The organism is Streptomyces sp. NPDC127114 (assembly GCF_042677525.1).
In the GTDB taxonomy this organism is placed as follows: domain Bacteria; phylum Actinomycetota; class Actinomycetes; order Streptomycetales; family Streptomycetaceae; genus Streptomyces.
Genome location: NZ_JBHXTJ010000048.1, coordinates 1 through 26,720 on the forward strand (window position 1 = coordinate 1; position 26,720 = coordinate 26,720).

27 protein-coding genes and 1 pseudogene are annotated in these 26,720 nt (G+C 73.1%); 16 read left to right on the forward strand and 12 right to left on the reverse strand.

Annotation, left to right across the window (positions count from 1 at the left end; translation table 11 throughout):
* Nucleotides 1-166: 166 nt before the first annotated feature.
* Nucleotides 167-865: a copper homeostasis protein CutC gene (locus tag ACFVGS_RS31940; RefSeq protein WP_384422834.1), complete on the reverse strand. Its 699-nt coding sequence runs from the start codon at nucleotides 863-865 to the stop codon at nucleotides 167-169.
* Between the two features lie 62 nt (nucleotides 866-927).
* A complete protein-coding gene (locus tag ACFVGS_RS31945; protein ID WP_384422832.1) occupies nucleotides 928-1,914 on the reverse strand; it encodes a hypothetical protein in 987 nt (328 codons plus the stop codon).
* A 164-nt stretch (nucleotides 1,915-2,078) separates the two neighbouring features.
* On the opposite strand from ACFVGS_RS31945, the gene ACFVGS_RS31950 reads away from it, so the two are divergent.
* The 3 genes from ACFVGS_RS31950 (at nucleotide 2,079) to ACFVGS_RS31960 (ending at nucleotide 5,088) form a co-directional block, all read left to right on the forward strand.
* Complete coding sequence (locus ACFVGS_RS31950) at nucleotides 2,079-2,369, forward strand: cation transporter (RefSeq protein WP_384422838.1); 291 nt, start codon at nucleotides 2,079-2,081, stop codon at nucleotides 2,367-2,369.
* Nucleotides 2,370-2,476: 107 nt separating this feature from the next.
* The gene (locus ACFVGS_RS31955; RefSeq protein WP_385695420.1) at nucleotides 2,477-4,762 is read left to right on the forward strand and encodes a heavy metal translocating P-type ATPase; all 2,286 of its coding nucleotides are present in this window, start codon (nucleotides 2,477-2,479) and stop codon (nucleotides 4,760-4,762) included.
* 44 nt (nucleotides 4,763-4,806) lie between these two features.
* Complete coding sequence (locus ACFVGS_RS31960; RefSeq protein WP_128981368.1) at nucleotides 4,807-5,088, forward strand: metal-sensitive transcriptional regulator; 282 nt, start codon at nucleotides 4,807-4,809, stop codon at nucleotides 5,086-5,088.
* Between the two features lie 29 nt (nucleotides 5,089-5,117).
* Here the strand turns inward: ACFVGS_RS31960 and ACFVGS_RS31965 are convergent, their stop codons facing one another.
* A complete protein-coding gene (locus ACFVGS_RS31965; protein ID WP_384422827.1) occupies nucleotides 5,118-5,297 on the reverse strand; it encodes a hypothetical protein in 180 nt (59 codons plus the stop codon).
* 85 nt (nucleotides 5,298-5,382) lie between these two features.
* On the opposite strand from ACFVGS_RS31965, the gene ACFVGS_RS31970 reads away from it, so the two are divergent.
* The 7 genes from ACFVGS_RS31970 (at nucleotide 5,383) to ACFVGS_RS32000 (ending at nucleotide 11,381) form a co-directional block, all read left to right on the forward strand.
* Complete coding sequence (locus ACFVGS_RS31970; protein WP_384422836.1) at nucleotides 5,383-5,778, forward strand: BlaI/MecI/CopY family transcriptional regulator; 396 nt, start codon at nucleotides 5,383-5,385, stop codon at nucleotides 5,776-5,778.
* On the forward strand, nucleotides 5,775-6,686 hold the full coding sequence (locus ACFVGS_RS31975) for a M56 family metallopeptidase (protein ID WP_385695423.1): 912 nt from the start codon (nucleotides 5,775-5,777) through the stop codon (nucleotides 6,684-6,686). The genes ACFVGS_RS31970 and ACFVGS_RS31975 overlap by 4 nt, the downstream gene beginning before the upstream one ends.
* A 105-nt stretch (nucleotides 6,687-6,791) precedes the next feature.
* Nucleotides 6,792-7,274 (forward strand): GNAT family N-acetyltransferase, encoded by a 483-nt coding sequence (locus ACFVGS_RS31980; protein WP_384422822.1) that lies wholly within the window; start codon nucleotides 6,792-6,794, stop codon nucleotides 7,272-7,274.
* Nucleotides 7,275-7,518: 244 nt separating this feature from the next.
* Complete coding sequence (locus tag ACFVGS_RS31985) at nucleotides 7,519-8,424, forward strand: SAM-dependent methyltransferase (protein WP_384422819.1); 906 nt, start codon at nucleotides 7,519-7,521, stop codon at nucleotides 8,422-8,424.
* Nucleotides 8,425-8,531: 107 nt separating this feature from the next.
* Nucleotides 8,532-8,963: a Fur family transcriptional regulator gene (locus ACFVGS_RS31990; RefSeq protein WP_384422817.1), complete on the forward strand. Its 432-nt coding sequence runs from the start codon at nucleotides 8,532-8,534 to the stop codon at nucleotides 8,961-8,963.
* 97 nt (nucleotides 8,964-9,060) lie between these two features.
* Nucleotides 9,061-10,104, forward strand: a complete 1,044-nt coding sequence (locus ACFVGS_RS31995; RefSeq protein ID WP_384422815.1) for a LuxR C-terminal-related transcriptional regulator — start codon at nucleotides 9,061-9,063, stop codon at nucleotides 10,102-10,104.
* 173 nt (nucleotides 10,105-10,277) lie between these two features.
* Nucleotides 10,278-11,381: a LuxR C-terminal-related transcriptional regulator gene (locus tag ACFVGS_RS32000; protein ID WP_384422814.1), complete on the forward strand. Its 1,104-nt coding sequence runs from the start codon at nucleotides 10,278-10,280 to the stop codon at nucleotides 11,379-11,381.
* A gap of 97 nt (nucleotides 11,382-11,478) precedes the next feature.
* Here the strand turns inward: ACFVGS_RS32000 and ACFVGS_RS32005 are convergent, their stop codons facing one another.
* From ACFVGS_RS32005 to asnB, 6 genes are all read right to left on the reverse strand, one after another.
* Entirely contained in the window at nucleotides 11,479-11,670 is a 192-nt protein-coding gene (locus ACFVGS_RS32005; RefSeq protein ID WP_384422811.1) for a hypothetical protein, read from the reverse strand.
* 217 nt (nucleotides 11,671-11,887) lie between these two features.
* The gene (gene mshA / locus ACFVGS_RS32010; protein ID WP_384422809.1) at nucleotides 11,888-13,276 is read right to left on the reverse strand and encodes a D-inositol-3-phosphate glycosyltransferase; all 1,389 of its coding nucleotides are present in this window, start codon (nucleotides 13,274-13,276) and stop codon (nucleotides 11,888-11,890) included.
* A gap of 206 nt (nucleotides 13,277-13,482) precedes the next feature.
* A complete protein-coding gene (locus ACFVGS_RS32015; RefSeq protein ID WP_384422806.1) occupies nucleotides 13,483-15,048 on the reverse strand; it encodes a class I tRNA ligase family protein in 1,566 nt (521 codons plus the stop codon).
* Between the two features lie 60 nt (nucleotides 15,049-15,108).
* Nucleotides 15,109-15,855 carry an SDR family oxidoreductase gene (locus ACFVGS_RS32020; protein ID WP_384422803.1) on the reverse strand — a complete coding sequence of 249 codons (747 nt, stop codon included), beginning with the start codon at nucleotides 15,853-15,855 and terminating at the stop codon, nucleotides 15,109-15,111.
* Between the two features lie 95 nt (nucleotides 15,856-15,950).
* Nucleotides 15,951-16,982 (reverse strand): hypothetical protein, encoded by a 1,032-nt coding sequence (locus ACFVGS_RS32025; RefSeq protein ID WP_385695430.1) that lies wholly within the window; start codon nucleotides 16,980-16,982, stop codon nucleotides 15,951-15,953.
* On the reverse strand, nucleotides 16,972-18,792 hold the full coding sequence (asnB, locus tag ACFVGS_RS32030) for an asparagine synthase (glutamine-hydrolyzing) (RefSeq protein WP_385695432.1): 1,821 nt from the start codon (nucleotides 18,790-18,792) through the stop codon (nucleotides 16,972-16,974). Before asnB ends, ACFVGS_RS32025 begins: the two co-directional genes overlap by 11 nt.
* 175 nt (nucleotides 18,793-18,967) lie before the next feature.
* On the opposite strand from asnB, the gene ACFVGS_RS32035 reads away from it, so the two are divergent.
* Nucleotides 18,968-19,720 (forward strand): PIG-L deacetylase family protein, encoded by a 753-nt coding sequence (locus ACFVGS_RS32035; protein ID WP_385695435.1) that lies wholly within the window; start codon nucleotides 18,968-18,970, stop codon nucleotides 19,718-19,720.
* 375 nt (nucleotides 19,721-20,095) lie between these two features.
* Nucleotides 20,096-21,265, forward strand: a pseudogene (locus ACFVGS_RS32040) (collagenase); the annotation flags it as partial.
* 203 nt (nucleotides 21,266-21,468) lie between these two features.
* On the opposite strand, the gene ACFVGS_RS32045 reads toward ACFVGS_RS32040, so the two are convergent.
* Both ACFVGS_RS32045 and ACFVGS_RS32050 read right to left on the reverse strand, forming a co-directional pair.
* Nucleotides 21,469-22,119, reverse strand: a complete 651-nt coding sequence (locus tag ACFVGS_RS32045; protein WP_385695438.1) for a DUF5701 family protein — start codon at nucleotides 22,117-22,119, stop codon at nucleotides 21,469-21,471.
* Between the two features lie 94 nt (nucleotides 22,120-22,213).
* Entirely contained in the window at nucleotides 22,214-22,765 is a 552-nt protein-coding gene (locus tag ACFVGS_RS32050; RefSeq protein WP_385695440.1) for a hypothetical protein, read from the reverse strand.
* A 227-nt stretch (nucleotides 22,766-22,992) separates the two neighbouring features.
* Between ACFVGS_RS32050 and ACFVGS_RS32055 the strand changes: the two genes are divergently transcribed.
* Nucleotides 22,993-24,351, forward strand: coding sequence for an RCC1-like domain-containing protein (locus ACFVGS_RS32055; RefSeq protein WP_385695442.1), 1,359 nt, complete (start codon nucleotides 22,993-22,995; stop codon nucleotides 24,349-24,351).
* A 70-nt stretch (nucleotides 24,352-24,421) separates the two neighbouring features.
* On the opposite strand, the gene ACFVGS_RS32060 is transcribed toward ACFVGS_RS32055, so the two are convergent.
* Complete coding sequence (locus ACFVGS_RS32060) at nucleotides 24,422-25,030, reverse strand: SMI1/KNR4 family protein (protein WP_384423466.1); 609 nt, start codon at nucleotides 25,028-25,030, stop codon at nucleotides 24,422-24,424.
* 26 nt (nucleotides 25,031-25,056) lie between these two features.
* Here ACFVGS_RS32060 and ACFVGS_RS32065 point away from each other — a divergent pair, with 26 nt between their 5' ends.
* The 3 genes from ACFVGS_RS32065 to ACFVGS_RS32075 are packed head-to-tail and all read left to right on the forward strand — an operon-like array spanning nucleotide 25,057 to nucleotide 26,694.
* A complete protein-coding gene (locus ACFVGS_RS32065) occupies nucleotides 25,057-25,446 on the forward strand; it encodes a hypothetical protein (protein WP_385695445.1) in 390 nt (129 codons plus the stop codon).
* Nucleotides 25,447-25,501: 55 nt separating this feature from the next.
* On the forward strand, nucleotides 25,502-26,125 hold the full coding sequence (locus ACFVGS_RS32070; RefSeq protein ID WP_385695447.1) for a histidine phosphatase family protein: 624 nt from the start codon (nucleotides 25,502-25,504) through the stop codon (nucleotides 26,123-26,125).
* A gap of 35 nt (nucleotides 26,126-26,160) precedes the next feature.
* Nucleotides 26,161-26,694: a hypothetical protein gene (locus tag ACFVGS_RS32075; protein WP_384423472.1), complete on the forward strand. Its 534-nt coding sequence runs from the start codon at nucleotides 26,161-26,163 to the stop codon at nucleotides 26,692-26,694.
* The last annotated feature ends 26 nt before the right edge of the window (nucleotides 26,695-26,720 follow it).

The window sequence follows — 26,720 nt, forward strand, 5'->3', positions numbered from 1 at the left end:
AGCGACGCGACCGAAGGGAGCGCCCTTGACGCGGTGGTGGTGGGAGCCACACTCGGATCAAGGGCGGCCGCACCAGAAGCCCACACGCAACCCCCGCCCGTACGACCTCAGAAACCCGTCACACCTCCCGGACTTCAGCCCCCACCACCTCAGAAACCCCCCACCCCTACCCGTCCAACGCCTCCCGCCACCCCCGTACCGCCTCCGCCGTCACCGGGGCCGTCCAGCCGTTCGGGCGGGCCGCGCCGCCGATGTGGAAGGCGTCGATGCCCGCCGCCCGGAGTTCCGGCAGGTGGTCGAGGCGCAGCCCGCCGCCGACCAGGATCTGCGGCTCGTAGCCCGCCTCGCCCGCGCGGGCCGCCTCCGCCTTCAGGGTGGCGAGGCCGTCGTCGACGCCCGTGGCCGCGCCCGCCGTCAGGTACGTGTCGAGGCCCGGCAGGTCCGCCAGCTGCTTCCGCAGCGCGTCGCGGTCCGCCGCGCGGTCGATCGCCCGGTGGAAGGTCCAGCGGCAGCCGTCCAGTACCGCCAGCAGGCGCTCCACCGCCACCAGGTCCGGGTCCCCGTCGGGGGTGAGGAAGCCCAGGACGAACTCCGTCGCGCCCGCCTCCCGGAGCTCCGACGCCCTCGCCACCAGCGTCGCGACCTGCCCGGCGTCGCCGGCCGCGAAGCCGTCCGTCAGTCTGAGCATCACGCGCAGCGGGATGTCCACCGCGGCGCGGATCGCCGCGAAGCCGGTCGTGGACGGGGTGAGTCCGTCCGCCGCCATGTCGGTGACCAGCTCCAGGCGATCCGCCCCACCGGCCTGGGCAGCGACCGCGTCCTCCTCGTCGAGCGCGATCACCTCCAGCACTGCACGGTTGCTCATCGAGTCCGTTCCTCCATGGATCGCACGACGCCTACAGGTCTAGTCCAATGTTCGGGACCAGACTAACCGTGCGAGTGGCCTCCCGCATCGTGCGACGCCTCTTCCGCCGGAGCCGTGGCGGCGGGCGCCTGGTCGCCCGTCGCGGGACCGACCGCCCCCGCCCGTACCGTGAACGCCGCCGTGCGGACCTTGCCCTCGTGCTGGAAGTCCAGGAACAGGCGGTACGTCCCCGAGCTCGGCGCCGTCGCCGTGAAGGAGACGTCGGGGCCCGGGCCGCCCTCGTTCGGGTGGACGTGGAGGTAGGCCAGGTCGCCGTCGCGCAGGGCGACCAGGTGGCCGTACGCGCCGAGGTAGGGCTCCAGGTCGGTGACGGGCTTCCCGGCCTTGGTGACGGTGAGCCGCAGCTCGCCCGCCTTCCCCGGGTTCAGCGTGCCGCCGAGGCGGACCTGGTAGCCGTCGACGTCGGCGGCCGGCGTGACCGGCGGCATCGGCTTCGGCGCGTACGCGCCCGGGACGGAGAGGTCCACGCCCAGCGTCACGCCCTTCGCGCCCTTCACCGCGGGCTTGAAGTCCGCGAAGGCCTTGTAGGCGCCCGCCGACGGCAGGTCCGCGGCCACGCTCCACGTGCCGTCGGCGGCCTTCACCGGGTGCAGGTGGCGGAAGACGGTGAGGTCGCGCGAGGCGACGATGAAGTGCAGCTCCTTGCCGTGCTCCGTGGTGAACGCGGTGACCTTCTTCCCCGCCGCGTCCTTGATCGAGAACTTGAGGGTGCTCCTGCCCTGGGCGGGCGTCGGGGTGTCCAGGGCCAGGGTGTAACCGCCCTCGGAGACCTGGAGGCCGCCGGCCGCGGGCGCGTTCGCCGCGCCCTCGGCATGGCCGGCGTGGCCGTCCGCGGCTCCCTCGCCCTTCGGCGCCGCCTCCGCGTGCCCGCCGTGCTCGGCCTTCTTCGGCTCGTCGACGGGTCCGACGCCCTTGCCGACCCCGTACGCGGTCCCGAAGGTCGCGGCGAGCGCGGCGGCAAAGGCAGTGATCTTCACTCCGGTGTTCATGACTGCTCTCCCGTACGTGGGTGGCTTCAATGCACCTCACCATACCCCTGGGGGGTATCAAGTCAAGTCGGATCCACACTTGCGTGGGATACGGGAGGGGGGTATACATGAATCCGCACCGATACCCCCCGAGGGTATATGGAAGAGCTCCGATGGAGGACGACATGGGTTCCTGCTGCACCCCCGACAACAGCTGCTCCACCAACACCGTCGAGGTCACGACGGCCACCGCCGTCGCCGACACCACCGCCACGGTCTACGCCGTCTCCGGCATGACCTGCGGCCACTGCAAGACCGCCATCACCAACTCCGTCAGCGCGCTCGACGGCGTCGTCTCCGTGGACGTCGACGTGGCCGGCGGTCTGGTGACCGTCACCACCGGCGGCGCGCCGGACGACGCCGCCATCGCCGCGGCGGTCGACGACGCCGGCTACGAGCTGACCGGCCGCGCCTGAGCGACCGGCTCGACCGGCGCCCGACCGCGCCGACCCGGCCGCCGGGGCTCGCCCACCACGCCCGGGCCCCGGCCCCCGACCCGTACCACGTAACGAGGAGCAGCCTCATGACAACGACGACCCCCGGCACCGCCCAGGTCGAGCTCGCCATCGGCGGCATGACCTGCGCCTCGTGCGCGGCCCGTATCGAGAAGAAGCTCAACCGCATGGACGGGGTCGAGGCCACCGTCAACTACGCGACCGAGAAGGCGAAGGTCACCTTCGACGCCGACATCGACGTCGCCGAGCTCATCGCCACCGTCGAGGCCACCGGCTACACCGCGAAGGAGCCCGAGCCCGAGCGCCCGGCCGCCGCCTCCTCCGGGAGCGGCGAGGGCGGCCCCTCCGACGAGGAGAAGGCCGACGCCGAGCTGCGGCCGCTCCGGCAGCGGCTGGTCACCGCCGTCGCCCTGGCCGTGCCCGTCATCGCCATGGCGATGGTCCCGGCCCTCCAGATCGAGTACTGGCAGTGGCTGAGCCTCACGCTCGCCGCGCCGGTCGTCACGTACGCGGCCTGGCCCTTCCACAAGGCCGCCTGGACCAACGCCAAGCACGGCGCGGCCACCATGGACACGCTGATCTCGGTCGGCACGATCGCCGCGTTCCTGTGGTCGCTGTGGGCGCTGTTCTTCGGCACCGCCGGCACGCCCGGCATGACGCACCCCTTCGAGTTCACCATCGCCCGCACCGACGGCGCCGGGAACATCTACCTGGAGGCCGCGGCCGGCGTCACCGCCTTCATCCTGGCCGGGCGCTACTTCGAGGCCCGCTCGAAGCGCAAGGCCGGCGCCGCGCTCAAGGCGCTGATGCAGCTGGGCGCGAAGGAGGTGACCGTCCTCAGGAACGGCCAGGAGATCACCGTCCCGACCGCCGAACTCCAGGTCGGCGACCGCTTCCTGGTCCGCCCGGGCGAGAAGATCGCCACCGACGGCACCGTCGTCGAGGGCTCCTCGGCCGTCGACGCCTCGATGCTGACGGGCGAGTCCGTGCCGGTCGAGGTCGGGGTCGGCGACTCCGTCACCGGCGCCACCCTGAACGCCGGCGGCCGTCTGGTCGTCGAGGCGACCCGGGTCGGCGCCGACACCCAGCTCGCCCGCATGGCCAAGCTCGTCGAGGACGCCCAGAACGGCAAGGCCGCCGCCCAGCGCCTCGCCGACAAGATCTCCGCCGTCTTCGTGCCGATCGTCATCGCGCTCTCGCTCGGCACCCTCGGCTTCTGGCTCGGTACGGGGCAGGGCCTCACCGCCGCCTTCACCGCCGCCGTCGCCGTCCTGATCATCGCCTGCCCGTGCGCCCTGGGACTCGCCACGCCGACCGCCCTCATGGTCGGCACCGGCCGCGGCGCGCAGCTCGGCATCCTCATCAAGGGTCCCGAGGTCCTGGAGACCACCCGCAAGGTCGACACGATCGTCCTGGACAAGACCGGCACCGTCACCACCGGCCGGATGACCCTGCTCAAGGTCCACACCGCCGCCGGTACGGAGGAGAACGACGTCCTGCGCCTGGCCGGCGCCCTGGAGCACTCCTCCGAGCACCCGATCGCCCAGGCCGTCGCCACCGGTGCCGCCGCCCGCGTCGGCACCCTGCCCTCGCCCGAGGACTTCGCCAACATCCCGGGCCTCGGCGTCCAGGGCGTCGTCGAGGGCCACGCGGTCCTCGTCGGCCGCGAGAAGCTGCTCCACGAGTGGGCGATGGAGCTCACCCCGTCCCTCAAGGCCGCCAAGGACGCCGCGGAGAAGGCCGGCAGGACCGCCATCGCGGTCGCCTGGGACGGCCAGGCCCGCGCGGTCCTCGAGGTCGCCGACGCCGTCAAGGAGACCAGTGCCGAGGCCATCAGGCGGCTGCGCGCGCTCGGTCTGACGCCGATCCTGCTGACCGGCGACAACAAGGCGGTCGCCGAGGCCGTCGCCGCCGAGGTCGGCATCGACGAGGTGATCGCCGAGGTCATGCCGCAGGACAAGGTCGACGTCGTCAAGCGGCTGCAGGGCGAGGGCCGTTCGGTCGCCATGGTCGGCGACGGCGTCAACGACGCCGCCGCGCTGGCCCAGGCCGACCTGGGCCTCGCGATGGGCACCGGCACGGACGCGGCCATCGAGGCCGGCGACCTGACCCTCGTACGGGGCGACCTGCGGGCCGCTGCCGACGCCATCCGGCTCTCCCGCAAGACCCTCGGCACCATCCGCTCGAACCTGTTCTGGGCCTTCGCCTACAACGTGGCCGCCCTGCCGCTCGCCGCGGCCGGACTGCTCAACCCGATGATCGCCGGTGCCGCGATGGCCTTCTCCTCGGTCTTCGTGGTCGGCAACAGCCTGCGCCTGCGCGGCTTCCAGGCCGCCGACAACCGAGCCGCGTGACCGACCGCCACCGCCTGCTGTAACTGTCCGACAAGGAGGCCGCCGTGGCCGGTTACGTACAGCACAAGGAAGACATCATCAGACGCCTGCGCCGCATCGAGGGGCAGGTCCGGGGAGTGCAGCGGATGGTCGACGAGGACGTCTACTGCATCGACGTCCTGACCCAGGTCTCCGCCATCAACGCGGCACTCCAGTCCTGCGCGGTGGCCCTCCTGGACGAGCACCTGAGCTGCTGCGTCACGGAGGCCATCGAGGCCGGCGGGGACCAGGCCAAGGTCAAGGTCGGGGAGGCGTCGAAGGCGATCGCCCGCCTGATCCGGACCTGACGCACTTCGCGTGGGACAAGAGAAAAGTGTCAGCCGCCCTTGTGCGAAGGGCAGTCAGCGGTCAGCCGGACGCTCAGCCGAAGACAGAGGCCGAGCACCTGACGGAGGACCACCAGTTCCGCCGAAGCCGGCGGACCGGGGACGCAGACCTTCGCGCAGGGGCGGTTCTTCATGAGGGTCGTCGACAGGCTCGTCATGAGGGTCGTCATCCCGCCATCGTACCCCTGGGGGGTATACCTGAGCGGGTGAGGCGGCCCGTACGATGAGCCGCCCGTGAGCGGGGAGGGGATGCACGTGCGCCGGCTGGGAGAGCTGGAGGCCGAGATCATGGACCGGCTGTGGGCCTGGCAGCGGCCCGCGACCGTCCGCGAGATCGTGGACGACATCAACCTGGGGCGCCGGGTCGCCTACACGACGGTGATGACCGTCGCGGACATACTCCACCGCAAGGGCTGGCTGCGCCGCGAGAAATCCGGCCGGGCCTGGCTGTACGAGCCCGTCCGCAGCCGCGAGGAGTACACCGCGGGCCTCATGCAGGACGCGCTCGGGGACAGCCAGGACCGGCCCGCGGCGCTGCTGCGGTTCGTCGAGACCATCTCCGACGAGGACATGGCCGCCCTCGACGCGGCCCTGCGCACCGCCCGGCGCGCACCGGGCGGCGGTTACGGCGAGGGCGGCGGCCACCCGTGAACCACCACACCCTGCCGCCGCTCGGCCTGATCCTCTGTACCGGCTTCGTCGTCCCCTGGCTCCTCGTGCGCGCCCGCTGGGTCCAGCAGGTGCCCCGGCTCGCGCTCGCGGTGTGGGTCGCGAGCGGCGCGCTGTTCGCCGGCTCGGCCGCGCTGCTCCCGACCCAGCTGATCCTGCCGAGCGAGACCGGCCACCGCCTCAGCGACGCCCTGTTCGCGCTCCGCTTCCCGCGGCCCGGGCGGCTCCTCGAACTGAGCCCGCTGGAGTACACGGCGCTCGGCCTCGGGCTCGCCGTGCTCTCGGTACCGGTCACCGGCTTCGTCCGCGCGCTGCTGCGGGCCCGCCGCCGGCGCAGCCGGCACGCGGAGACGCTGCGGCTGGTCGGGCGGTACGACCCGGGTCTCGGCGCCACCGTCCTGGACCACGAGCGGCCCGCCGTGTACTGCCTGCCCGGCCGCTCGCGCCGCGTCGTCGTCTCCTCCGGCGCCATCGACACCCTCACCGAGCCGCAGCTGGCCGCCGCGCTGGCGCACGAGCGGGCGCACATCTCGGGACGGCACCATCTGCTGGTGGCGGCCGCGGAGTCGTTCGCGTCGGTCTTCCCGCACCTCCCGCTCGCCCGGCACGGCGGTACGGCGGTGCCGCTGCTGCTCGAAATGGCCGCGGACGACCGGGCGTTGCGCCGTTGTTCACGCGACGCGCTGGCCACGGCCCTGTACGCGCTGGCCTCCGGGAAGGCGCCGCGCGAGGCCTTCGGCGCCGGCGGCCCGTCGGCGGCGCTGCGCATGCGCCGCATCCTCACCCCGCACAGCGTGGGGCATCCGGTGCTGTGGGGACTGCTGACGATCGCGGCGGCCGGCCTGGCGGCCGCACCGCTGATCATCGCCTGCTGTTCGTTCCCGAATTAGTTACTAAGGGAATTCGTAGATTTCACATCGGTCACATCGTGGCCGAATTCCCGGCTATTGTGGGTATGTTGGCGTTCAGCTCGGCACGTCGAAGGGTACGAACCAATGCAGCTGGCGGACGTGCGGGCGGCGCAAGCCCCCGACGCGACGACGATATCCAGGCTGCTTGCGGAGTCCATTCGGGGCAGCTACGCGGAAATACTCGGAGAAATCCCGACCCGCCGGCTCGTCTCCGCGCAATGCGCACTCCCTCGTATCCGCGCGGAAATTGAAATTCCCGGCGGCGCGCCCGGCTGGCTCGGCTGGCTGGTGGCCACCGACGCGGACGGCGCCGTGCTCGGCGCGGTGGCCGGCGGCGTGCCCGTACCGGGCGAGGGCGAGCTGTACGCGCTGGCCGTGATCCCGGGTGCACGCCGCGGCGGTGTGGGCACGGCCCTGCTGGCGGCGGCCAGCGAGCGGATGCGCGCGTTCGGCGCGACCGAGCAGCGGGTGACGCTGCCGGCCGACGACGACCCCTCGCTCCCCTTCTACGAGAAGCAGGGCTTCGTCCCGCTGGGCGGCGCGAACCGCCGGAGCCGCCCGCTCTGACCCCGGCCCCTCCCTCTCCTCCTCTCTTCGCCTTCCTCCTCCTCTCTTCGCCTTCCTCCTCCCTTCTCCGCCCTCTCCTCGCTCTCCGCCCGGGCCCTGGCGGACTCACGCCATCGCGTGTTCACGCCCCCGCTTCCGCTGGAACCGGTGCTCCGCCGCAGGTCAGGATGGAGCACAGCGGCGCGGCCCCGGCGGCACGGGAGCCCGCCCGGACGGCACGGACCGAGCGAGCCCTGGAGGAGCGATGCACACACCGAGCGGCACTTCCCTGCCCGTCGTGCCCGCGACGCTCGCACCGGTCCTGCCGTCCCGGTACGACCTCCACCTCGACCACCTCGAACTGCCCGCCCCCGGCGCCGGCATCCGGCTCAAGGCCGACACCCTGCCCGGACTGGAGACCGTCTCGGCCGGCGACGAGGACTCGGTCTGGCTCCACGACGCGCTCCTCGGCCCGCACAGCGCCGACATCGTCCGGTACCTCGGTCTCGCCCGGTCCACCGGCGGCCCCGTTCTCGATCTCGGCTCCGGCGCCGGACGGCTCGCCGTCCCCTTCGCCCGGCACGGCTTCGCCGTGGAGGCCGTGGACCGTGACGGCCCCGCCCTGGAGCGCCTCGAGACCTGGGCCCGGCGCATCGGTCCGCAGGTCGCCGGGCTGATCGTGACCACCAGGGCCGACCTCACCGAGCTGCGGCTCGACGGCGACTACCGGCTCGCGCTGCTCGCGGGCGCGATGGTCTCCGCCGTGCCGCCGGGCGCGCGGCCCCGGCTGCTGCGCGAGATCGCCTCGCACCTGGGGGCGGGCGGAGCGCTCGCGCTCGACTACACGGCGCATCTGCTGCCCGGCCTGGTCGCCGAGCCACAGCGCACCTGGGCCTTCCAGGTGCCGCGGTTCGACGGCGTCGACGAGTGGGTGGTGGCCCGGCAGACCTTCGATCTGCGCACGATGAGCGAGAGGATCACGTACTACTCGGCGCGGACCGGAAAGCTGTCGACCGAGCGGGTGGTGCTCACCACCGACAAGTGGATCGTGGACGGCGAGCGCCTCGCGGCCGAGCTGCACTCGGCGGGCCTGCACATCGAGGGCCGGCGGCGGCACCGGATCGACGACCGGACCGAGAGCGTGCTGCTCGTCTGCCGGGCCGACGACTGACGCACGCCCCGGCCGGACCCCTGACGCCAGGGACCGCCAAGATGTACGATGCCCACAAAGGTTTGGGTCGACCAGGTGGCGGGTGGCGGGCGGAGAAGATGGCAGTCGTGGAAGACCTGACGGGCCGCGAGGCGGTGATCCAGCGCCTGCGCGACGTCGGCCTGCGGGTCACCGGTCCACGCCTCGAGGTGCTCACGGTGCTCGCCGCCGGCGGCCATCTCGACGTCGAGGCGATCACCGCGACCGCCCGCGAGCGTCTCGGCACCCTGACCAGCCAGGCCGTCTACGAGATGCTGCGGCACTTCCAGGAGACCGGCCTGGTCAGCAAGTTCGACCGCCCGGGCCTGCCCGCCGTCTTCGAGATCTCGGGCCCCGCGCACCAGCACGCCCTGTGCCAGAACTGCGGCCGCGTGGAGAACGTCGCCGCCACCGCCCCCGCGCCGCCGCGCGGCAGTCTGCCGCAGTGGCGGGTCAGCGACGCCGAGGTGGTCTTCAAGGGCCTTTGCCCCGACTGCCACGAAGAGCCCCCTTCGCGCTGAAAGCACGTGAACACCGTGCGTCGCGTTCGAATTTGTGGCAGGGTCTAGCGGGGCGTTTCAACAGGATCCGCGCGATCCGAGGGGAGTCTGCTGCGTCGTGTCCAAAAACGCCGCCGGAGCGCGTACGGGAAGCGAGCAGGCCCTCGCGCTCTACCAGGAGTTACGCAGCACGACCGGCGCGTCCTTCGACGACGCGGCGCACCGGCTGGAACTGACCGGCGCCGAACGCGACCGCTGCCGCGAGGAGTTGGTCTCCCTCGGCCTGATCGACCAGGCCGCCGCCGGTGCCGACGGCACCGCCGGTTCCGTCCCCCTCGTGATCGCCCCCGACGTCGCCCTGCTCCGGCTGCTCCAGCACGAGCGCGAGCGCCTGGAGAACCGGCTGGCCGAGACCAGTCGGGCGCACACCACCCTGGAGACGCTGGCAGGACCCTTTCTGCGGGCCGGGATGGAACCCGGCTCCGAGGTCGAGGTGGAGATCGTCGAGGATCCGGCCAGGATCCGCCGGGAACTGGCCGACCTGACGAACACGGTGCGAAGCTCCGTCCATTCGATGCTGACCGGATCGGTGCGGCGCGAGGAGATGTCCCTGGAGCTGGAGCGGGACCGCGACCGGGTGGCCCGCGGCGTGCTCGTCCAGGCCATGTACAGCCACCGGGTCGGCCAGGTGCCGGAGATGGTGCAGCACCTCGCGGAGCGCTCCGCGCTGGGCGTCGAGGTGCGCCTGTCGCCCGTCGTGCCCATGAACATGGTGCTCGCCGACGAGAACTTCGCCCTCCTGCCCACCGATTCGCGCGACCCCGACTCCGCCGCCATCCTGGCCCGCGGCCCCGGCCTGGTGCGCTCCTACCGGGCCCTGTACGAGTACTGCTGGCACGCGGCCACCCCGTACGGCCACGAGGAGCCCGCCGAACGCGGCGGCGACGGCCTCTCCGAACAGCAGCGGGCCGCCCTGCGGATGCTCGCCTCCGGGATCAAGGACGAGCAGGTGGCCCGCAACCTGGGCGTCTCGCTGCGTACGGTCAGCCGGCTGATCTCCGAGGTGATGCAGGAGCTGGACGCCGCGAGCCGCTTCGAGGCGGGTGTGAAGGCGGCCCGGCTCGGCCTGCTCGACGGCGAGCCGTACGAGCAGCCGACGTAGCCCGCGCGCCCGTGCCGCCCCCCGACCGGACGGCTCGACGCCGCACACCGGCTCCCGAACACGACGCGTAACCTGGCCATTTGGGGTGCGACAACGGATTCGCGACACGGATGCGCGACACGGATTCGGGACACGGGACACGGGACCACGAAGAGCAGAAGGGGGAACCTCGCGTGATCACGACGAGCGGTCTCGGCGGCGACGGACCGGCGGAGGGCGCGGTGGACCGCGCGGCCGGGGGCACGGCGCACGGACCGGCAAACGGCCGGCTCGTCGCGCTCTACCAGGAGCTGCGCAGACGCGGGGTGTCGAACCTCCCCGAGGTCGCGGAGGGATTAGGTCTCGCCGCCGAGGAGTACGAGCGATGTCGGGCCGAGCTGATCGCGCTGGGTCTGGTCGTCCCGACCACGCGCACCCACGCCACCATCGCCGACGTGCGGAACGAGGCCTGGCAGCCGGACGCCGACACGGTCGCCGCGGTCGACCCGGAGATCGCGCTGCTGCGGCTCCTGGACCGCGAACGGGCCCGGCTGCGGGAGCATCTGGCCGAGGCGGACCAGGCGTACGGAACCCTGGAGACCCTGGCGGGCACGTTCCTGCGGGCGAGCGTCCTGGCCGGCTCCGAGGTCGAGGTCGAGGCGCTGACCGACTACCGGCGCATCCAGCAGGCCCTGGACGACATCATCGACGTCATGCAGGAGAGCTCGGCGTCCATGTACCCGGGCGGGCCGAGCCGCGAGGTGCACGACGTGACCCTCGCCCGCGACCGGCGGCGTCTCGAACAGGGGATCCGGGTCCGGGCGATCTACGCGCACGAGCACGCCACGCGCCCCGACGTGGCCGAACTGCTCGACGCCCGGAGCGAACTGGGAGCGGAGATCCGGGTCGCCGCGGCCGTCCCGCTCAACATGATCATCATCGACCAGCAGTACGCCCTGCTGCCGATCCGGCCGGAGGACGCGCGCCAGGGCGCCATCCTGGCCCGCGGCCGGGCGCTGGTCCGCTCGTACCTCGGGCTGTTCGAGCACTGCTGGCACACGGCCGTGCCCTACGGCTCCGGGGCCGCCGCCGAGCGGGGCGGTGACGGTCTTTCGGAGCAGCAGCGGGCGGCCCTGCGGATGCTGGCCACCGGAATGAAGGACGAGAAGATCGCCAGGAATCTCGGGGTGTCGCTGCGCACGGTGAGCCGAATGCTCTCGGAACTCATGCAGGAATTGGGGGCGACGAGCCGATTCGAGGCGGGTGTGCGCGCGGTGCGGATGGGCTGGCTGGACTGACGGCCGGGGCATTCACGGCTCGCACGGAAGCGGGCCGGGAAAAGCCCCGCGATCGTGGCAGGGCGATCGCGGGGCTTTTCTCTCGGGTTTCTGCCGTTCAGTTGGAGGGGGCCGGGGTCGGGACCGGCCAGTTGTCGTCGGCCAGCATCAGGCGGGGGGCCGCGGGCGCCTCGGCGTCGCCGGAGCCGGCGACCGCCACCGCACCGCCCGCGACCGCCATACACGCCACCAGGGCGAGGGCGAACTGGCGGACGGTCTTGCGCAGGCCGGTGTTCTGCTGAGCGGACATGATTCCTCCAGGAGTGGGAATGTGAATTCCGGCTTCCGGGGGCCCGTGCCGCCGGGCGCTCCCTGAAGACATCTCTATTCTGTCCGGCACTCCAGAGCGAATCCAGGGATTCTCGATGCGTGGATCCGCCATGGCGTGAGTGCGTCAATGCGCCGCGGAATGAACGGAATTGACGCATCCGGGCCGCCTCTAACCTTTGGTTAGACCAAAAGAGATGCTAGACTCGTGCAACGGCCTTCTCGTTCCTCCAGGAGAGAGGGGCCGCCGGGGCAGGGGCGTGCCGCCGCCCTTGCCCCACCCGTCCGGCCAGGCCGGAGCTCATCCGCTCCGCGATCCGCGAGGCCGTCCGCTCCCGCCCCGCCAGCGCGTCCTCATAGACGTCGATCGTCCGCGTGGCGGAAGCGCGCCAGCTCATCCCCCGGGCGTGCCGGACCGCCGCCTCCCCCATCGTGACCCGCGCCCGCGGGTTCCGGGCGAGCCACAGCAGCCGGCGCGCGTACTCCGCCGGATCGTGGCCCTGGACGAGCAGTCCCGTCACCCCGTCCCACACCGCCGACGGGAGCCCGCCCACCGCCGAGGCCAGCACCGGCGTCCCGCAGGCCTGCGCCTCCAGGGCCACCAGTCCGAACGACTCCGAACGCGACGGCACCACGAGGACGTCGGCCGCGCGGTAGAAGTCCGCCAGCCGCTCCTGCGGTACGGGCGGACACGCCTTCAGGACGTCCGCGACGCCGAGGTCCGCCGCGAGCCGCCACACCGTGCCCTGCTCCGTCGCTCCCGAATGCCCGCCGACCACGGGCACGAGCAGCCGGGACCGCAGCTCCGGGTCCATCCGCAGCAGTTCGGCGACCGCCCGCACCAGCACGTCGGGCCCCTTCAGCGGCTGGATCCGCCCCGCGTACAACGGAACGAAGGCGTCGGCCGGCAGCCCGAGCCGCGCCCGCGCCGCCCGCTTCTCCTCCGCCGGACCGTCACCCCGCGCCTCGCCCGGACCGAACGCGGGACCGAAGGTGCGCAGGTCCACGCCGGGCCGCACCACCTCGGTACGGGCCGGGTCCGCCCCGTACAGCGTGCGCAGCGCCTCCGCCTCGTCGACGGTGTTGGCGATCAGCCGGTCCGCGTCCCCGACCACCTGGTGCTCGCCGCGGATCCTCAGCTCGGGCTCCGGGGTGTCGCCCTCGGCGAGGTGGGCGTTCTTTATCAGGGCCAGGGTGTGCGCGGTGTGCACCAGCGGGGTGCCCCAGCCGAAGGCGGCGATCCGCCCGGCCTGCCCGGACAGCCAGTAGTGCGAGTGGACCAGGTCGTACCGCCGGAACTCCTTCAGGAGGGCCAGCGAGAACGGCACGACCAGGTCCGGCATGGCCTCCTTGGGCAGCGCCCGGCGCGGGCCCGCGGCGAGGTGCCGCACCCGCACGCCGGGCTCCAGGTCGACGAGGCCGGGCAGGCCCTCGCCGCGGCAGCGGGTGAACAGGTCGACCTCGACGCCCTGTTCGGCGAGGGCACGGGACAGCTCGACCATGTAGACGTTCATCCCGCCGGCGTCCCCGGTACCGGGCTGGTGGAGCGGGGAGGTGTGGACGCTGAGCATGGCGACGCGCAGGGACACGTGGGGCTCCTGTGGGGTGGGCCGGCCACGTGGCCCCGCGCGCGGCGCGCACGGTCACGCGGCAGGGAAGCGGTGGGAAGGGCTGGACGTGCTGGACTGCTGGACGTGATGGGCGGCTGGGGAAGCACCAGGGGTGGTGCGGGGCCGCCAAGTACGCGACTTCTTAGCGGATTAGAAGTGAGGAGCGAGGTCGACCGGGCTCGGGCTCAGAATCCGAAGACCGGCCCCGACGGCGGCGCGAGCCGCGTCCCCGGCAGCGGAGCGATCAGCGCCGACCAGTCCACCGGCCGCCCCGGTGTCACCTGGAGCGCCGCCGCCAGCCGGTCCGCGCCCTCCGGCATCACCGGCCGCGACCACGCCGACAGCGCGGAGGCCACCGCCAGCTGGGCGGCGAGCGCCGGAAGGTGGCGGCAGGAGGTGGTGGGCCTGCACCGCTCGTGGGCGTTGACGTAGCCGAAGTCGGCGACCGAGCGCACCATCTCGTCGAGCACGGCGACCGCCCGGCGCGGGTCGAAGGCGTCGGGGCCGTACGCCTCGCGCAGGTCGTCCACGCCGCGGTGCAGCCGGCGCTCCAGGATCTCCCAGCCGGTGCCGCCGGGCATCGCCTGCGGCGCGACGCCGTCGCACTCCTCGCGCACGGCCGTGAAGAGCCGGGCCAGCCAGCTGTTCCAGTTCTCGTCGAGTTCCAGGCGCGCGGCGGCGAGCCGGTCGCGCTGGTGGACGGTCCTGCGGCCGGTCGGCCGGGCCTGCAGGACGTGCCGGCGCAGGGTGTCGGAGCCGTACTCGGTGAGCAGGTCGAGCGCCCACACGTTGCCTTCCTGGACGCCCTCCTCCACCACGTACGACTCGTTGACGTTGAACTCCTGCGGCAGCTTGACGTCCTGCGCGAGCAGCAGCACCGGCAGCAGCACGGCGTGGCAGAAGGCGTGCCCGAAGCCGCAGAAGTGGATGGTGCGGGCGGGTAACGGGCCCTTGGTGTCGTAGCCGAACAGGTGCATCGCCGCGGCCTCGAAGCACGCGTCGATCCGGTGGTCCGGGAAGCCCTCGACGGGCACCTCCAGGCCCCACTCGGCCGGGTGTCCGACCGCGATGTCCGGCAGGCCGTCCTCGACGAGCGACTCGCACAGCGCGGCGAGCCGCGGCGGGAGGCCGGCGAGCGCCCAGTAGTCGGAGAGCTGGTCGCGGAACGGTTCGAGCGGCACGTACAGCCGGCGGCAGCGCTTGGCGACCGCCGGGGCGTCGCACATCGAGCAGCGCGGCGACAGCAGGTCGCCGCCGTCGTTCGGCCGCGCGCACTCGTGGCACATGCCGCCGTCGCTCGACGCGCCGCAGTGCGGGCAGGAGCCGGTGACGTGCGCCCCGTACAGCCAGCGCTCGCACGGCTCGCAGTACGGCAGGAGCCGGGTGCGCGGCGCGATCACGCCCTGCGCGTAGAGCCGGCTGAACAGCTCCTGCACCCAGCGCGCGTACCCGCGGTCCCGGCGCGGCCTGACGATGTGGTCGAACTCGACGCCGGAACGCAGCCAGTCGGCGGTGATCGCCGCGCGGTAGCCCTCGGCGACCTCCTCGGGCTTGCGGTTGTGCCGCAGCGCCCGCACCTCGACGGAGCTGGCGTGGTCGGCGGTGCCGGTGGTGAAGCGGACGGGTTCGCCCTCGGCGCGCAGGAAGCGGGTGAGGACGTCGGCCGCGACGTACGGTCCCGCCAGATGGCCGATGTGCAGTTCGCCGTGGGTGGCCGGAGGGGTCGCGGTGATCCAGACGGGGGTGCTCATGGGACCTCCTTGACGCTGTCGTGCGATGAGCTGTCAGCGGTCTTCTGTCAGCGGTGTCGGTCAGCGAGGTTCGAAGTGGAAGGAGCGGATGAAGCAGTCACGGGGCTGCTCGACGGCGTAGACGATGCACTCGAAGAGCGCCTGGGTGGTGAGCTTCTCGTCGGGCGCGACGCCGTCCGGGTTCGCGCCGTCCCACTCCGCGAACCGCGGGTCGGACGTCGAGAAGTCCGGCGGGAACAGCGAGAACACCCGCACTCCGGAGGGCCGGAGGCGGCGGGAGAGGATGTCGGCGAAGCCTGCCTGGGCGCTCTTCGCCGCCCAGAAGGCCTCGTGCGCCGCCGAGGCGGTCGCGGCGGAGGCGCCCTCCGCGTCGCGGACGGCGACCATGTTGACGATGTCGGGCCGCAGCGAGCCGCGCAGCAGCGGCAGGAAGTGCTTCACCATGAGGACGGTGCCGCCGGCCGTCGACTCGATCGTCTCCACGATCTGGTCGTCGCTCGCCGACTCCAGGTCCATGCCGTCGAGCCAGCGGGCGCCGTTGTTGACCAGCAGGTCGACCCGGTCGGTGCGCTCGCCGACGCGGGCGGCGAACTCCCGGATCTCCGCGGGCCTGCTCAGGTCGCAGCCGAAGGCGTGGATGCGGTCACGGGCGGAGCCCATCACCTCGGCGCGGGTGCGCTCGGCGGCCTCGACGGTGCGGGCCGACACGTAGACCTCGGCGCCGAGATGGGCGAATCCGACGGCGAGCGCGCGGCCGAAATAGCGGGACGCCCCGGTCACGACGACACGCAGGTTCTCGAATTTCATGTGTGTCTGCTCTCCCCACGGATACCGAAAGCCGGTCGGTCCCGTTCAGCGTGGCAGAGGAGAGCGGTGGATCACCCGGCCGTACGGGTGCGCGTTCACGCCGTTGCGTGGATACGCCAAGGGGCAGGCCAGGGCAGTTCGAGACGCTGCAGCAGGCGGGCCCGCTTGTGGTGCACCCGGACCCGGTCCGGCGCGGCGGAGACCGTCACGGTGCCGCCGTGCGGCGTGCGGAGCCGCGACACGGGCCCGCCGACGACGGTACCGCCGATCGCCCCGGCGGCGGCGAACGCGGCGGCACCGGTGAGCGCGAGCCGCGGGTGCCAGCCGCCGACCGTCAGGGCCCGGACGGCGAGGCGGTCGGGGCCGGTGCGCGTGAAGAGCGCGATCTTGGGGAGCGGGGATTCGGGCGGGTACCCGAGCAGGCGGGCGGCACGGGCACGCAGCTCCAGGAGCCGCGCCTGGAGGGCGTCGGCGGGGAGATGCGGGGAGTCGGCGGAGAGGCGTCGGGCGTCGGCGGGCAGATGCCGAGCGTCGGCGGGCAGGTGTCGGGCGTTGACGGGGAGGTGCCGGGCGTCGACGGGGAGGTGCCGGGCGTCGACGAGGACGTACGGGTTGCCGTAGCGCACGAGCGTCACGGGCACGCCGTCGAGGACGTCGACGGGCCGGCCGGTGGGGAGCGTCCCGGGCGCGTCGGGCGGCCGCAGGAAGTCCAGCGTGTACGCGCCGTCGCCCTGCGCCACGCACCGCACGACGTCTCCCGTCGTGACCGCCCGCACGGTCACCTCCCCGCCCGCGCGCCCGTCGGCAACGACGCACGCGAGCAGCGAGTGCCCGCATCCGGCCCGGAAGTCGAACCGCCCGCCGGGCAGGGCCTGGACGAAGCGGTAGTCGAGCTCGGCGGCCGTGCCGGCCGAAGGCCCGTACAGGGCGATCTTGTTGAGCCCGACGTACGGCGTGCGGGCGAGCGCCTGGCGCAACCGCGCGAGCTCGCCGCTCGACGCGAGTGCCCCGGGCGGCAGCCGGTCGCGCCGCACGACGAGGGTGGGCCCGGGCGCGTCCTCGGCGAGGACGACGTGGGCGAGGACGCCGTGCGAGCGGCCGCGCCGGCCACCCTCCTCAGGCCGCACAGCCCACCGGGATCCGCATGCCCTGGACGACCTCCGTCCACAGCTCGTGGACGGCGAGGGCCCACAGCGCGAGGGCGATGTGCTGGTTCGGGCGTTCCAGGTGCCGGGCGAGGAGCCGGTTCACGCGGTCCGCGCGGATCTTGCCGCCGAGGACCAGTCGGGCCGGCGACAGCAGCTCGCGCACGGTGTCTAGGAGCGGGCCGCCGGGCGCGATCATCGCGGCGATCGGCAGTGTGAACGGCTGCTTCGGGCGGTTCAGGACGGACGCCGGCAGCAGCTCGGCGCCCGCCTCGTACAGCGCGCGCTTGCCGTGCCGGGCCTCCGGCGGCAGTTCGCGGGCGTGGGTGACGACGCTCGGCTGGCAGAAGGGCAGCCGCGCCTCGACCGCCCACGCCATCGACAGGTGGTCGACGCGCCGCAGGTGGTACGCGGGCAGCCGGCGGCGCGTCTCGAACGCGCTCATCGCCGTCGCCCGGTCCGTGCCCGCCGCCTCCGCCGAGCGCAGTTCGCCCTCGACGCGGTCCGCCGCCGAGCCGTGGTCGGCGATGAACGCGGCGTACGAGCTGGTGTACAGGTGCTCGCGGAGCAGCCGCGGCGCCGCCGAGAGCGCGTCGGCGTACGCACCGGCCCAGTCCACGCCGGGCGGCGCGGCCAGCGCGGCCCGCATCCGGTCGTAGCCGCCGAAGAGCTCGTCCGCGCCGTCGCCGGCGAGGGCGACCGTGAAGCCGTTCTCGCGGACCGCGCGGAACAGCGCGTACGTGGACAGCGCGATCGGGTCGGCGTTGGGCTGCCCGACGTGCCGCACCGTCCGCGTGAGCAGCGAGGGGATCTCGTCCGGGTCGATGCTCACCTCGTGGTGCACGGTCCTGGCCCGGCGGGCGACGGAACGCGCGTACCCGGCCTCGGAGTCGGGCCACTTGCCGCGGTAGGTGAGGTGGAAGGTGTGCAGCGGCGGGGCGTCCGCCTCCCGCCGCTGCTCGGCGGCCAGCGCCGTGACGAGGCCTGAGTCGAGCCCGCCGCTGGTGATCGCGCAGACCGGCGCGTCCGCGGTGGCCAGCCGCCGCACCTCGTGGCGCAGCACGTCCTGCGTGTCACCCACCGGCCGCGGGCCCGCGTGCGGGGCGCGGCGGCGGACGACGGGTGCGCAGCCGGGCCGTACGACCGCGGTCGCGCCGGGCGGCAGGACGCCGACGCCGTCGAGGGCGGTGTGCGTCGCGTACGAGGTGCGGGTGGCGAGGAGGGTGTCGAGGGCGTCCTCGCGGGGCGTGATCGGCACGCCCTCGAAGGCGAGCAGCGCGGGGATCTCGGAGGCGAAGCGGGTGACGCCGGCGCCGTTCGGGCCGTACGGGTCGTGGTGGAAGTGGACCGGCTTCATGCCCATGTCGTCGACGGCGAGGACGAGTTGGGTGCTGCCCGGCCGCAGGTCGAGCACGGCGACGGCGAACATGCCGTCGAGGTGTTCGGCGAAGGCGGCGCCGTACTCGGCGTAGAGCGCGGGCAGCAGCGTGCCGTCGCAGCGGTCGGGGAAGCGGTGGCCGCGGGCGGCGAGGCGGCGGCGCAGCTCCTCGTGGTTGTAGATCTCGCCGTTGAGGACGGCGAGGATGCCGGGGAGGTGCGGCAGCCGGTACGGCTGCGTGCCGCCGCACGGGTCGGTGACGGCGAGCCGGTCGCAGCCGAGCGACCAGCCGGGGCCGCTGAGCACCTGGTGCTCGTCGGGGCCGCCGTGCCGCTGGCGGGCCGAGACCGCCGCCAGCTCGGCAGGGTCGGGACGGTCCGCCCCCGCGGCGAAGGAGCCGAGAATCCTGCACATGGGCGGTCGCCTCCGGTCTCTCTGCTGAGCTACGAGTAGGTCTCTGCGCACCCGTTCACATGTCGCACCCAATGATTTGAATCTACCAACTTTTTGGATGGCGCGTAAGTGCCATGTCCGGTTCACGCCACGAGTTGGCCTTGCGACGCCCCCGCACGCCCAACAGGCTGGCCCCATGGAGGACTTCGCGACGACCGACCTGCCGGAGCCGACCGCCCGCAGTGCGCCGGAATCACTGCTGGTGGTGGCGGCACACCCGGACGACATCGAGTTCTGCGTGAGCGGCACCGTCATGCAGTGGATCGAGCGCGGCACCCGCGTCACGTACTGCATCGTCACCGACGGCGGCGCCGGCGGTTACGACCCGCTGCTCCCCCGCCAGGCCATGGCGGACCTGCGCCGCGCCGAGCAGGTCCACTCGGCGAAGCTCAGCGGCGTCGCCGACGTCCGCTTCCTCGGCTACCCCGACAGCTTCGTCGAGGCGGACGTGCCCCTGCGCCGCGACCTGTGCCGGGTCATCCGCGAGGTCCGCCCGCAGCGCTGCATCGTCCCGTCCCCCGAGATCAACTGGGCCCGGGCCGCCGACCTCCACCCCGACCACCGCGCCGTCGGCGAGGCCTGCCTGCGCGCGATATACCCCGAGGCCCGCAACCCCTTCGCGCACGCCGAACTGCTGAAGGAGGAGGGCCTGGAGCCGTGGACGGTCCACGAGCTGTGGCTGATGACCGGCCCCACGCCGAACCAGTACGTGGACGTCACCCCCGTCTTCGACCGCAAGGTCGAGGCCCTGCGCATCCACACCTCCCAGACGGCCCACTTCGACGACCTGGCCGGCCTGCTGCGCGACTGGCTGAGCGAGCACGCACGGGCGGGCGGGCTGCCGGCGGGGCGCATGGCGGAGGCGTTCCAGATCGTGCACATCGACTGAGGCGCACCGGGGCCGGGCGTGAACTCGCCCCGGCCTCAAGGGTGTTCAATACAATTTCACATTGCTATGTTACGCGGCACTAGCAGGCCCCCTCCCTGACGACAGGAGACCTCTGTGTCCCGTCCGAGACCCGTGCGCGCGCTCCTCGGAGCCATGGCCACGGCCACCACCTGCGCGGCGACCCTCCTCCTCCCCGCCGCCACCGCGACGGCCGCGCCGGCGCCCGCGCCCCTGTCTGCGGCCGCCTCCTCGCCGGCGCCCGCCTCCGCGTCCGCGCCCAGGCCCGGCGGGCACGACAAGGCGTACGACCACGCCGAGCGCCGCGCTACCCGCCCCGCGGCCGAAGCGGGCACGGCACCGTGCAAGTCACCCAAGTGCAAGGCCGAGCTGGAGGCCCGGCTCTTCCCGTACACCTACGTGTACGACAAGGGCGCCATCAAGGTCCGCACCGCGCTCGACAAGACGACGGTCGACCAGCTCTACTACGCGAGCAAGCAGGTCAAGGCGCACTTCCACCGCGTCCTCGGAACCGAGGCGCCGCTCGCCGGTGACACCAACTCCGTCCTGACGGTGGTCCTCTACGCCTCCCGCGCGGACTACGTCGCCTACCAGACCCTCCTCTACGGCCTCAGCACCAACAACGGCGGCATGTACATCGAGGACGGCGCGACCTTCTACACCTACCAGCGGCGGGTGCCCGAGGACTCCTCCCTGACCCTGGAGGAGCTGTTCCGCCACGAGTACGCGCACTACCTCAACGGCCGGTTCGCGGTCCCCGGCACCTTCGGGTCCGGCCCTTGGTACACCGGCGACCGGACCACCGCGATGGACGAGGGCACCGCCGAGTTCTTCGACGGCGCGACCCGCGACGACGGCATACGGGTGCGCCGCTCGCTCGTCCAGGGCGTCATCGACGACACGGCCTCCGGCGGCCCGCGCATGACGGTGGACCAGCTGCTCCACGCCACGTACGACGGCGACGGCTTCCGCTTCTACGACTACGCCGGCACCTTCTTCGAGTACCTGTGGCGGGAGCGGCCGAGCGAGCTCCAGGCCATGTACGGCTTCCTGCGCGCCGGTGACGTGACCGGATTCGACGCCTGGCGCAACCGGCTCGGTGCCGACCCGGCCGTCCAGCGCGCGTACGACGCCTTCCTCGACGCCCAGATCGCGATCGTCGACCAGCTGTACGTGCCCGCGACGACCTTCCAGCCGACCGGGACGCTCACGCACGGCACCGCGGAGCAGGTACGGGCGGCGCTCGCCACGGCGTCGGGCACCGCACCGCAGTGCGCCGACACCGGCGACACCGGCACCAACCGGCGCTTCGTGTGCGGCGGCAGCCTGACGACGGCGACGGCCGACGCGGCCGACGGCGATGCCGTGTTCCGGGACTTCACGGCCGCGGCCGACCGCACCCTCATCGAGGCGGCACTCGCCGGCGGAACGAACTTCACGGACGTGAACTGCTGGTTCGGCCCGGTCCGGGCGACGGGGACGACGGCGACGGCGGCGTACAGCTGCGAGGGCCCGCTGCGGGGCTGATCGGACGCCGAGGGAGAGCCGTACGGCGGCGGTGAGGGCGGCGGTGACGGCCGTCGCCTGGCCGACGAGGGCGGCACGGCGCCGGTGCCTGCAGCGGCGTGCGCCGGGTCACCGCGAACGGCTGACACGCCGGGTGACGCACCGGGTGGCGCACCGGCCGCGGCCCCGCACGCTCATGGCGTGCGGGGCCGCGGTGTCCGCGCCTACCGCGACCGGCGGCCGGTCGCCGAGCCGAAGCCCAGCCACGTGTGGCGGTTGCCCCACCAGCACCAGCCGACCTTCGGCGCGTCGCGCCGCTCGCGGCCGTCGCGGCCCGTGCCGTTGCTGATCCAGATCGCGGGCGTACGGGCGTCGTACGCGCCGTTCGGCTTGCGCAGCCGGGAGCCGATGGTCATGAAACAGCGGTTGCGCTCCAGCGCCTCGGGCTGCTGGAGCACCCAGTGGATGCCCTCGGCGAGCGTGAGCGGGCTGCGACCGTCCTTCTCGATCGCCGGCAGCGCCTCCTCCGGGCTCCAGTTGGCCATGTGGTCGCCGCGGTCGAGCCCGGTGACGAGGTAGAGCGGGGAGTCGGGCAGCTCGACGGTGTACGGCGCGAAGTCGTCCACGTCCGGCATGTCGACGACGACGAACCCGGGCTTGTCGGCGCGCCGGAGCAGCGGCGCGAGGGCGGAGGCGGGCACGCGGCCGGGGTGCACGGCGAGGAGGGCTTCGCCGCCGGCGAGGTCGGTTCCGGCGTTCGCGGCGAAGGCGCGGAGCTCGTCGGCGGTCAGTCCCGCGAGCTCGTGCACGCCGAGTTCGATCAGCTTCTCGGCCTGGGCGGCGAGGGTCGGCAGCGGGGCGAGGGGGTCGGTCAAGGTACTCCTAGGTCGTCCGGGGATCGGCCTGGAGTCGAACGCGACGCGGGGACGGATTGTTCCCGCGGACCGCACAACATGCTGCCGATTCCGGCTACTTCCAGGTGACGAGCGTCTTGTCGCCGTCCACCCACTTCACGTCCTTCGGGGCGCCGCCGCCCGTGTCCGTGAGGAAGATCTGGCAGCCCTCCACGCTCGCGCCCTTCGCGACCTTGTCGAATCCCGTACTCGACTCGCACTTCTCGAAGGTGCGGACGTCGAAGGGATCGTCCGGGTTGCCGGTCGAGTCGAGCGACGGCAGCACGCTGAGCGAGGTCAGCGGCCCGGCGTCCCCGTGCACCTCGAAGTCGCCCGACCAACTCGCCTTCCCCTCCTGCGTCTTGGTGTAGCGGTAGCGCAGGTAGTAGGGCGTGCGGCCGGCGTACTTGGAGGAGTCCTTCAGCTCGGCCAGGTCCGCCTCCGTACCGGCTTCCAGAGCGAGCACGGTCACGTCGACGTGATGGCCCTTGGCCACCTCGACGCTCGCGGACTGCCCGATGCTCCGCTCCTCGCCGGACGAGGAGGAGCAGGCGGTGAGAGCGAGCACGGGGAGGAGGGCCAAGGCGGCGAGGGCGGCGGTACGAGCGGCCGGGCGTGGCGTCGTCATGGAGACGAGGATAGCGAGACTATCCTTCCCGTAGAGCGTGGTTTCCGGCCAGCTCGCACCGCACCGTCTTCCCGTACGGCCCCTGCTCGACGCCCCACCGCAACGCCGCCGCCTCGCGGGTGACGGCTTGTCGGCCGAGTGCCGCAGGCCGACGCGTGTTGTAAGCCCTGCCGCGCAGGTCGGGGCCATGCTCGGTGCGTTTCTCCTCACTCACCGAAGGACGGCCCATGCGATCTGTTGGGAACGTGCGAAGACGAGCCACCGCCCTCTGCCTCGCGACCCTCGCGGCCCTCGCGGCTCTCGCCGCGCCCGCGCAGGCGGACCCGCGAGCGGACGGGGAACGGCGGACGGCGCTGCTCGGCGCTGCCATCACGCCCGGGCCCGTGGTCGCCTGGGGCGCGGGGAGCGGCGGACAGCTGGGCAACGGCGAAACGGTCGACAGCACGACCCCGGTCCGTGCGCTGCGCATGCGGCGGATCATCGCCGTCGACGGCGGGAGCAACTTCTCCGTGGCCCTGCGCACGGACGGCACCGTGTGGGCGTGGGGCGTCAACAACGAGGGCCAACTGGGTGACGGCACGACCGCCGACAGCAGCAGGCCGGTGCAGGTGTGCGCGGTCGGGGAGACCGCCCCGTGCCGCGATCCGCTCACGGACGTGGTCGCCCTCGCGGCCGGCGCGTTCCACACCCTGGCCCTGCGGTCCGACGGGTCCGTCGTCGCCTGGGGCAGCAACGACTACGGGCAGCTCGGCAACGGCACTTCCGCCGACAGCACCACCCCTGTCCAGGTGTGCGCGGTGGGCCAGACCGCGCCCTGCGCCACCTTCCTCACCGGGATCACCGACCTCGGCGCCGGCGCCTGGCACAGCCTGGTCGTGGGCACCGACAGGACCGTACGCAGCTGGGGCCTGAACTCCTCCGGCCAGCTCGGCGACGGCACGTACGTGTTCCAGCGGGAGACGCCCGTGCAGATCGCCCTGACGGGCGTGGGGACGGTGGCGGGGGGCCTCTCGCACAGCCTCGCGCTCATGACCGACAGCACGGTCCGCGCGTGGGGCCACAACGCCTTCGGTCAGCTCGGCGACGGTACGACGGTCAGCACCAACGCGCCCGTTCAGGTGTGCGCGCCGGGCCAGACCGCGCCCTGCGCCGCCTTCCTCGGCAACGTGAACCAGATCGCGGCGGGCAGTGCGCACAGCGTGGCGCTCGGCCAGGACCAGACGGTCCTCGGCTGGGGCGACAACCGGTTCGGGCAGCTCGGCGACGGCACGTTCGGCAACCAGACGCAGACGACGCCCGTCCGGGCCTGCGCGCCGGGGGCGACGGCGCCCTGCGGCGGCAACGCGCTCGACACCGCCATCACCATCGCCGCCGACGGCGAGCACACCCTCGCCATCCAGTCAGACACCAGCGCACTGAGCTGGGGCTACAACCTGGCCGGCCAGCTCGGCGACGGCACCACGGTCAACCGCGCGATCCCGGTCCAGGTCTGCTCGGGCCGCCGGCCCGCCCCCTGCGCGGAACCCCTGACGAGCGTGTTCGCGATCGCCGCGGGCGGCGCCCACAGCCTGGCCACCCACGGCTGAGCACTGCGGGCGTCGCCGTACGGCGCGCCCGAACCGCTGCCGGCTGCCCGCGTCCGGGCCGGACCGCTGATCACCACGGGACCAGATCCATGCCGTGGTCGACCCAGTCCGCGAAGGACGCGGGCCGGCCGTTCAGCTTCAACGGCAGGATCCGATCGCAGGTGGCGCGGCTGTCGAACCACATCTCGCCGCGGTGGGGACCGGTGACGACGAGCAGGGTGCTGAAGCCGCAGCCGCCCTCCTGGATGTGGACGGCTCCCGCCGTCTTCCGCTCCTCCAGCACTCCGCACTCGTCGTCCCACGCCGCCCAGGCCTCCGCGTCCTCGCGCGGGGGCTCGCGGTCGCCCAGTTCGTCGTCGTACGCGGCGTACGAGTCGGGGTGCGGGAAGGGCACGGACAGCAGGTCGTAGTTGGTGGTCGAGTCGCCGTGCCAGCCCCAGCCCTGCGGGCCCTTGAAGAGGTGCTTCATCCTGCCGCCGGCGCTGTGCCGCAGCAGGTGGTTCCGGTACTCCACCGGGAAGGTGATGCCCAGATCCGCCTCGGCCTCGCGGACCTCCGTCTCGGTCAGGGGCGGCGGCACGGAGCCCGGATACTCCCGCCACCAGGGCGGCGGGCCGATGTGGCCGTGGCGGTGCCCCGACAGCAGGCGGCGGTACTCGGCGTTCCAGTCGGTGGTCATGGTGACCGAGAGCGTACCTTCTGGCCATGGTCTGGTTCTGGGTCGGCGAGTCCGACGAGGTGGACGCCGTCGAGGAGTTGCCGGAGTCGGGGCGTCGTTTCGTGCGGGTGCTGCGGGAACGGGCCGTGACCTGGCCCGGTGACCCGGACGGCACGTTCGTGCTGCGGCCCGAGGAGACGGGGTTCGGGCATCTGCTGGCGGTCGTGCGGGTCGGGTGGCACGTCTTCGGGGCGTTCTTCGACGAGCAGGGCGGGGTGTACGGCGCCGAGCTGCACGACCAGATGTACCTCCCTCTGCACGGCGGCTCCGCGGCGGGCGGATTCCGCACGGCCGGATCCGCCGCGCGCTGCGCGGAACGCACGGCGGACTGGTTCGAGGCTCTGTTGCGCGGCCGGGACGGTGCGGAACCGGCGTGAGCGGGGCGGCGTCCCTCCGGGAGTCCGCAAGATCGACTCCGACGGAGGACCCGACGTGACCGGTACGGCCGCCCGCTATCTCTACCTCACCCGGCACGGTGAGGCCACGCCGGACGAGCGCGGGCTGACGGAGGCCGGTCGCCGGCAGGCGGCGCTGCTCGGGGAACGGCTGCGCGGGATCCCGCTGGCGGCGGTCCGTCACGGGCCGCTGGCGCGCGCCGAGCAGACGGCGCGGCTGGTGGGCGAACAGCTCGACGGCGTACCCGTGCGGTGCTCGGAGGCGGCCGGGGACTACATCCCGTACATGCCGCTGCGTGAGGAACTGCCGCCGGAGACGGCCGACGCCACGCTCCGGTTCCTCGCCGGGTTCCCGGCCGGGGAACGCGAGCAGGGGCCCGCGCTCGCGGCCGCGGCGGTCGCGGAGTTCACCGGGCTCGTCGTCGGCGACGAGCCGCGCCACGAGCTCGTCGTCACCCACAACTTCCTCGCCGGCTGGCTCGTCCGCGCCGCCCTCGACGCGCCGCGGTGGCGCTGGACGGGCATCAACCACGCCAACGCGGCGCTGACCGTCATCCGCTACGCCCCCGGCCGCCCACCGGCGCTCCTCCTCTTCAACGACACCGGCCACCTCCCCACCGAACTGCGCTGGACCGGTTTCCCGCCGGAACTGCACGTCTGAGAGATTTCCGTGCGGGGGCCGGAAAGGGGTGGGTGTTGGAGTTCGGTGTTTCGCTGCCGGGGTACGGGCGGCGGCCGTCGGTGCGGCGGCTGGCGCCGCACCGGCGCCGGTCGAGGTGGAAGTCGCTGGGGGAGCTCTTCCTCGTCCGTTTCCTGGTGTCGCTGCCCGAGGATCCCGTCGAGGCGTTCGGGGCGCTGTTCGAGCCGTTCCAGAAGGCCTTCCGGCTGCTGAAGCGGCTCCTCGCGGGGCCGGCGATGCGGGGCGGCTGGGACAGCGACGCGGGGCGGCTCGTCCTGGCGGTGCACGCCGCGTACTGGGAGAGGGAGGCGCTGCGGGCGGATCAGGCGGACCTCCTGCTGGAGGTCGCGGACGGCGGGGTCGCCGTACGGACCGACTGGCAGGAGTCGTCGCAGGCGGTGTCCCGCCGGCACGCGGGCGTACGGGTCACGCCGTGGCCGCGGCGGCTGCGGCGACGGGTGGACATCGCCTTCCCGGACGGCTCCTGGCTGACCGTCCGCGCGTCCCAGGCCGCGTCAGCCGACCGCGTCCGGGCGCTGCTTTCCGCCTGACGACGTACCTTTCCCGGGTGAGCAGC

Bases quoted from the DNA above. Each gene is read 5' to 3' on its own strand.
- ACFVGS_RS31965 (WP_384422827.1), bottom strand. From the start codon at position 5,297: ATGACGACCCTCATGACGAGCCTGTCGACGACCCTCATGAAGAACCGC.
- ACFVGS_RS32060 (WP_384423466.1), bottom strand. From the start codon at position 25,030: ATGACCACCGACTGGAACGCCGAGTACCGCCGCCTGCTGTCGGGGCAC.
- ACFVGS_RS31945 (WP_384422832.1), bottom strand. From the start codon at position 1,914: ATGAACACCGGAGTGAAGATCACTGCCTTTGCCGCCGCGCTCGCCGCG.
- ACFVGS_RS31955 (WP_385695420.1), top strand. From the start codon at position 2,477: ATGACAACGACGACCCCCGGCACCGCCCAGGTCGAGCTCGCCATCGGC.
- ACFVGS_RS32015 (WP_384422806.1), bottom strand. From the start codon at position 15,048: ATGAGCACCCCCGTCTGGATCACCGCGACCCCTCCGGCCACCCACGGC.
- ACFVGS_RS31980 (WP_384422822.1), top strand. From the start codon at position 6,792: ATGCAGCTGGCGGACGTGCGGGCGGCGCAAGCCCCCGACGCGACGACG.
- ACFVGS_RS31950 (WP_384422838.1), top strand. From the start codon at position 2,079: ATGGGTTCCTGCTGCACCCCCGACAACAGCTGCTCCACCAACACCGTC.
- ACFVGS_RS32055 (WP_385695442.1), top strand. From the start codon at position 22,993: ATGCGATCTGTTGGGAACGTGCGAAGACGAGCCACCGCCCTCTGCCTC.
- ACFVGS_RS32065 (WP_385695445.1), top strand. From the start codon at position 25,057: ATGGTCTGGTTCTGGGTCGGCGAGTCCGACGAGGTGGACGCCGTCGAG.
- ACFVGS_RS32020 (WP_384422803.1), bottom strand. From the start codon at position 15,855: ATGAAATTCGAGAACCTGCGTGTCGTCGTGACCGGGGCGTCCCGCTAT.
- ACFVGS_RS31940 (WP_384422834.1), bottom strand. From the start codon at position 865: ATGAGCAACCGTGCAGTGCTGGAGGTGATCGCGCTCGACGAGGAGGAC.
- ACFVGS_RS31985 (WP_384422819.1), top strand. From the start codon at position 7,519: ATGCACACACCGAGCGGCACTTCCCTGCCCGTCGTGCCCGCGACGCTC.
- ACFVGS_RS32035 (WP_385695435.1), top strand. From the start codon at position 18,968: ATGGAGGACTTCGCGACGACCGACCTGCCGGAGCCGACCGCCCGCAGT.
- asnB (WP_385695432.1), bottom strand. From the start codon at position 18,792: ATGTGCAGGATTCTCGGCTCCTTCGCCGCGGGGGCGGACCGTCCCGAC.
- ACFVGS_RS32005 (WP_384422811.1), bottom strand. From the start codon at position 11,670: ATGTCCGCTCAGCAGAACACCGGCCTGCGCAAGACCGTCCGCCAGTTC.
- ACFVGS_RS32050 (WP_385695440.1), bottom strand. From the start codon at position 22,765: ATGACGACGCCACGCCCGGCCGCTCGTACCGCCGCCCTCGCCGCCTTG.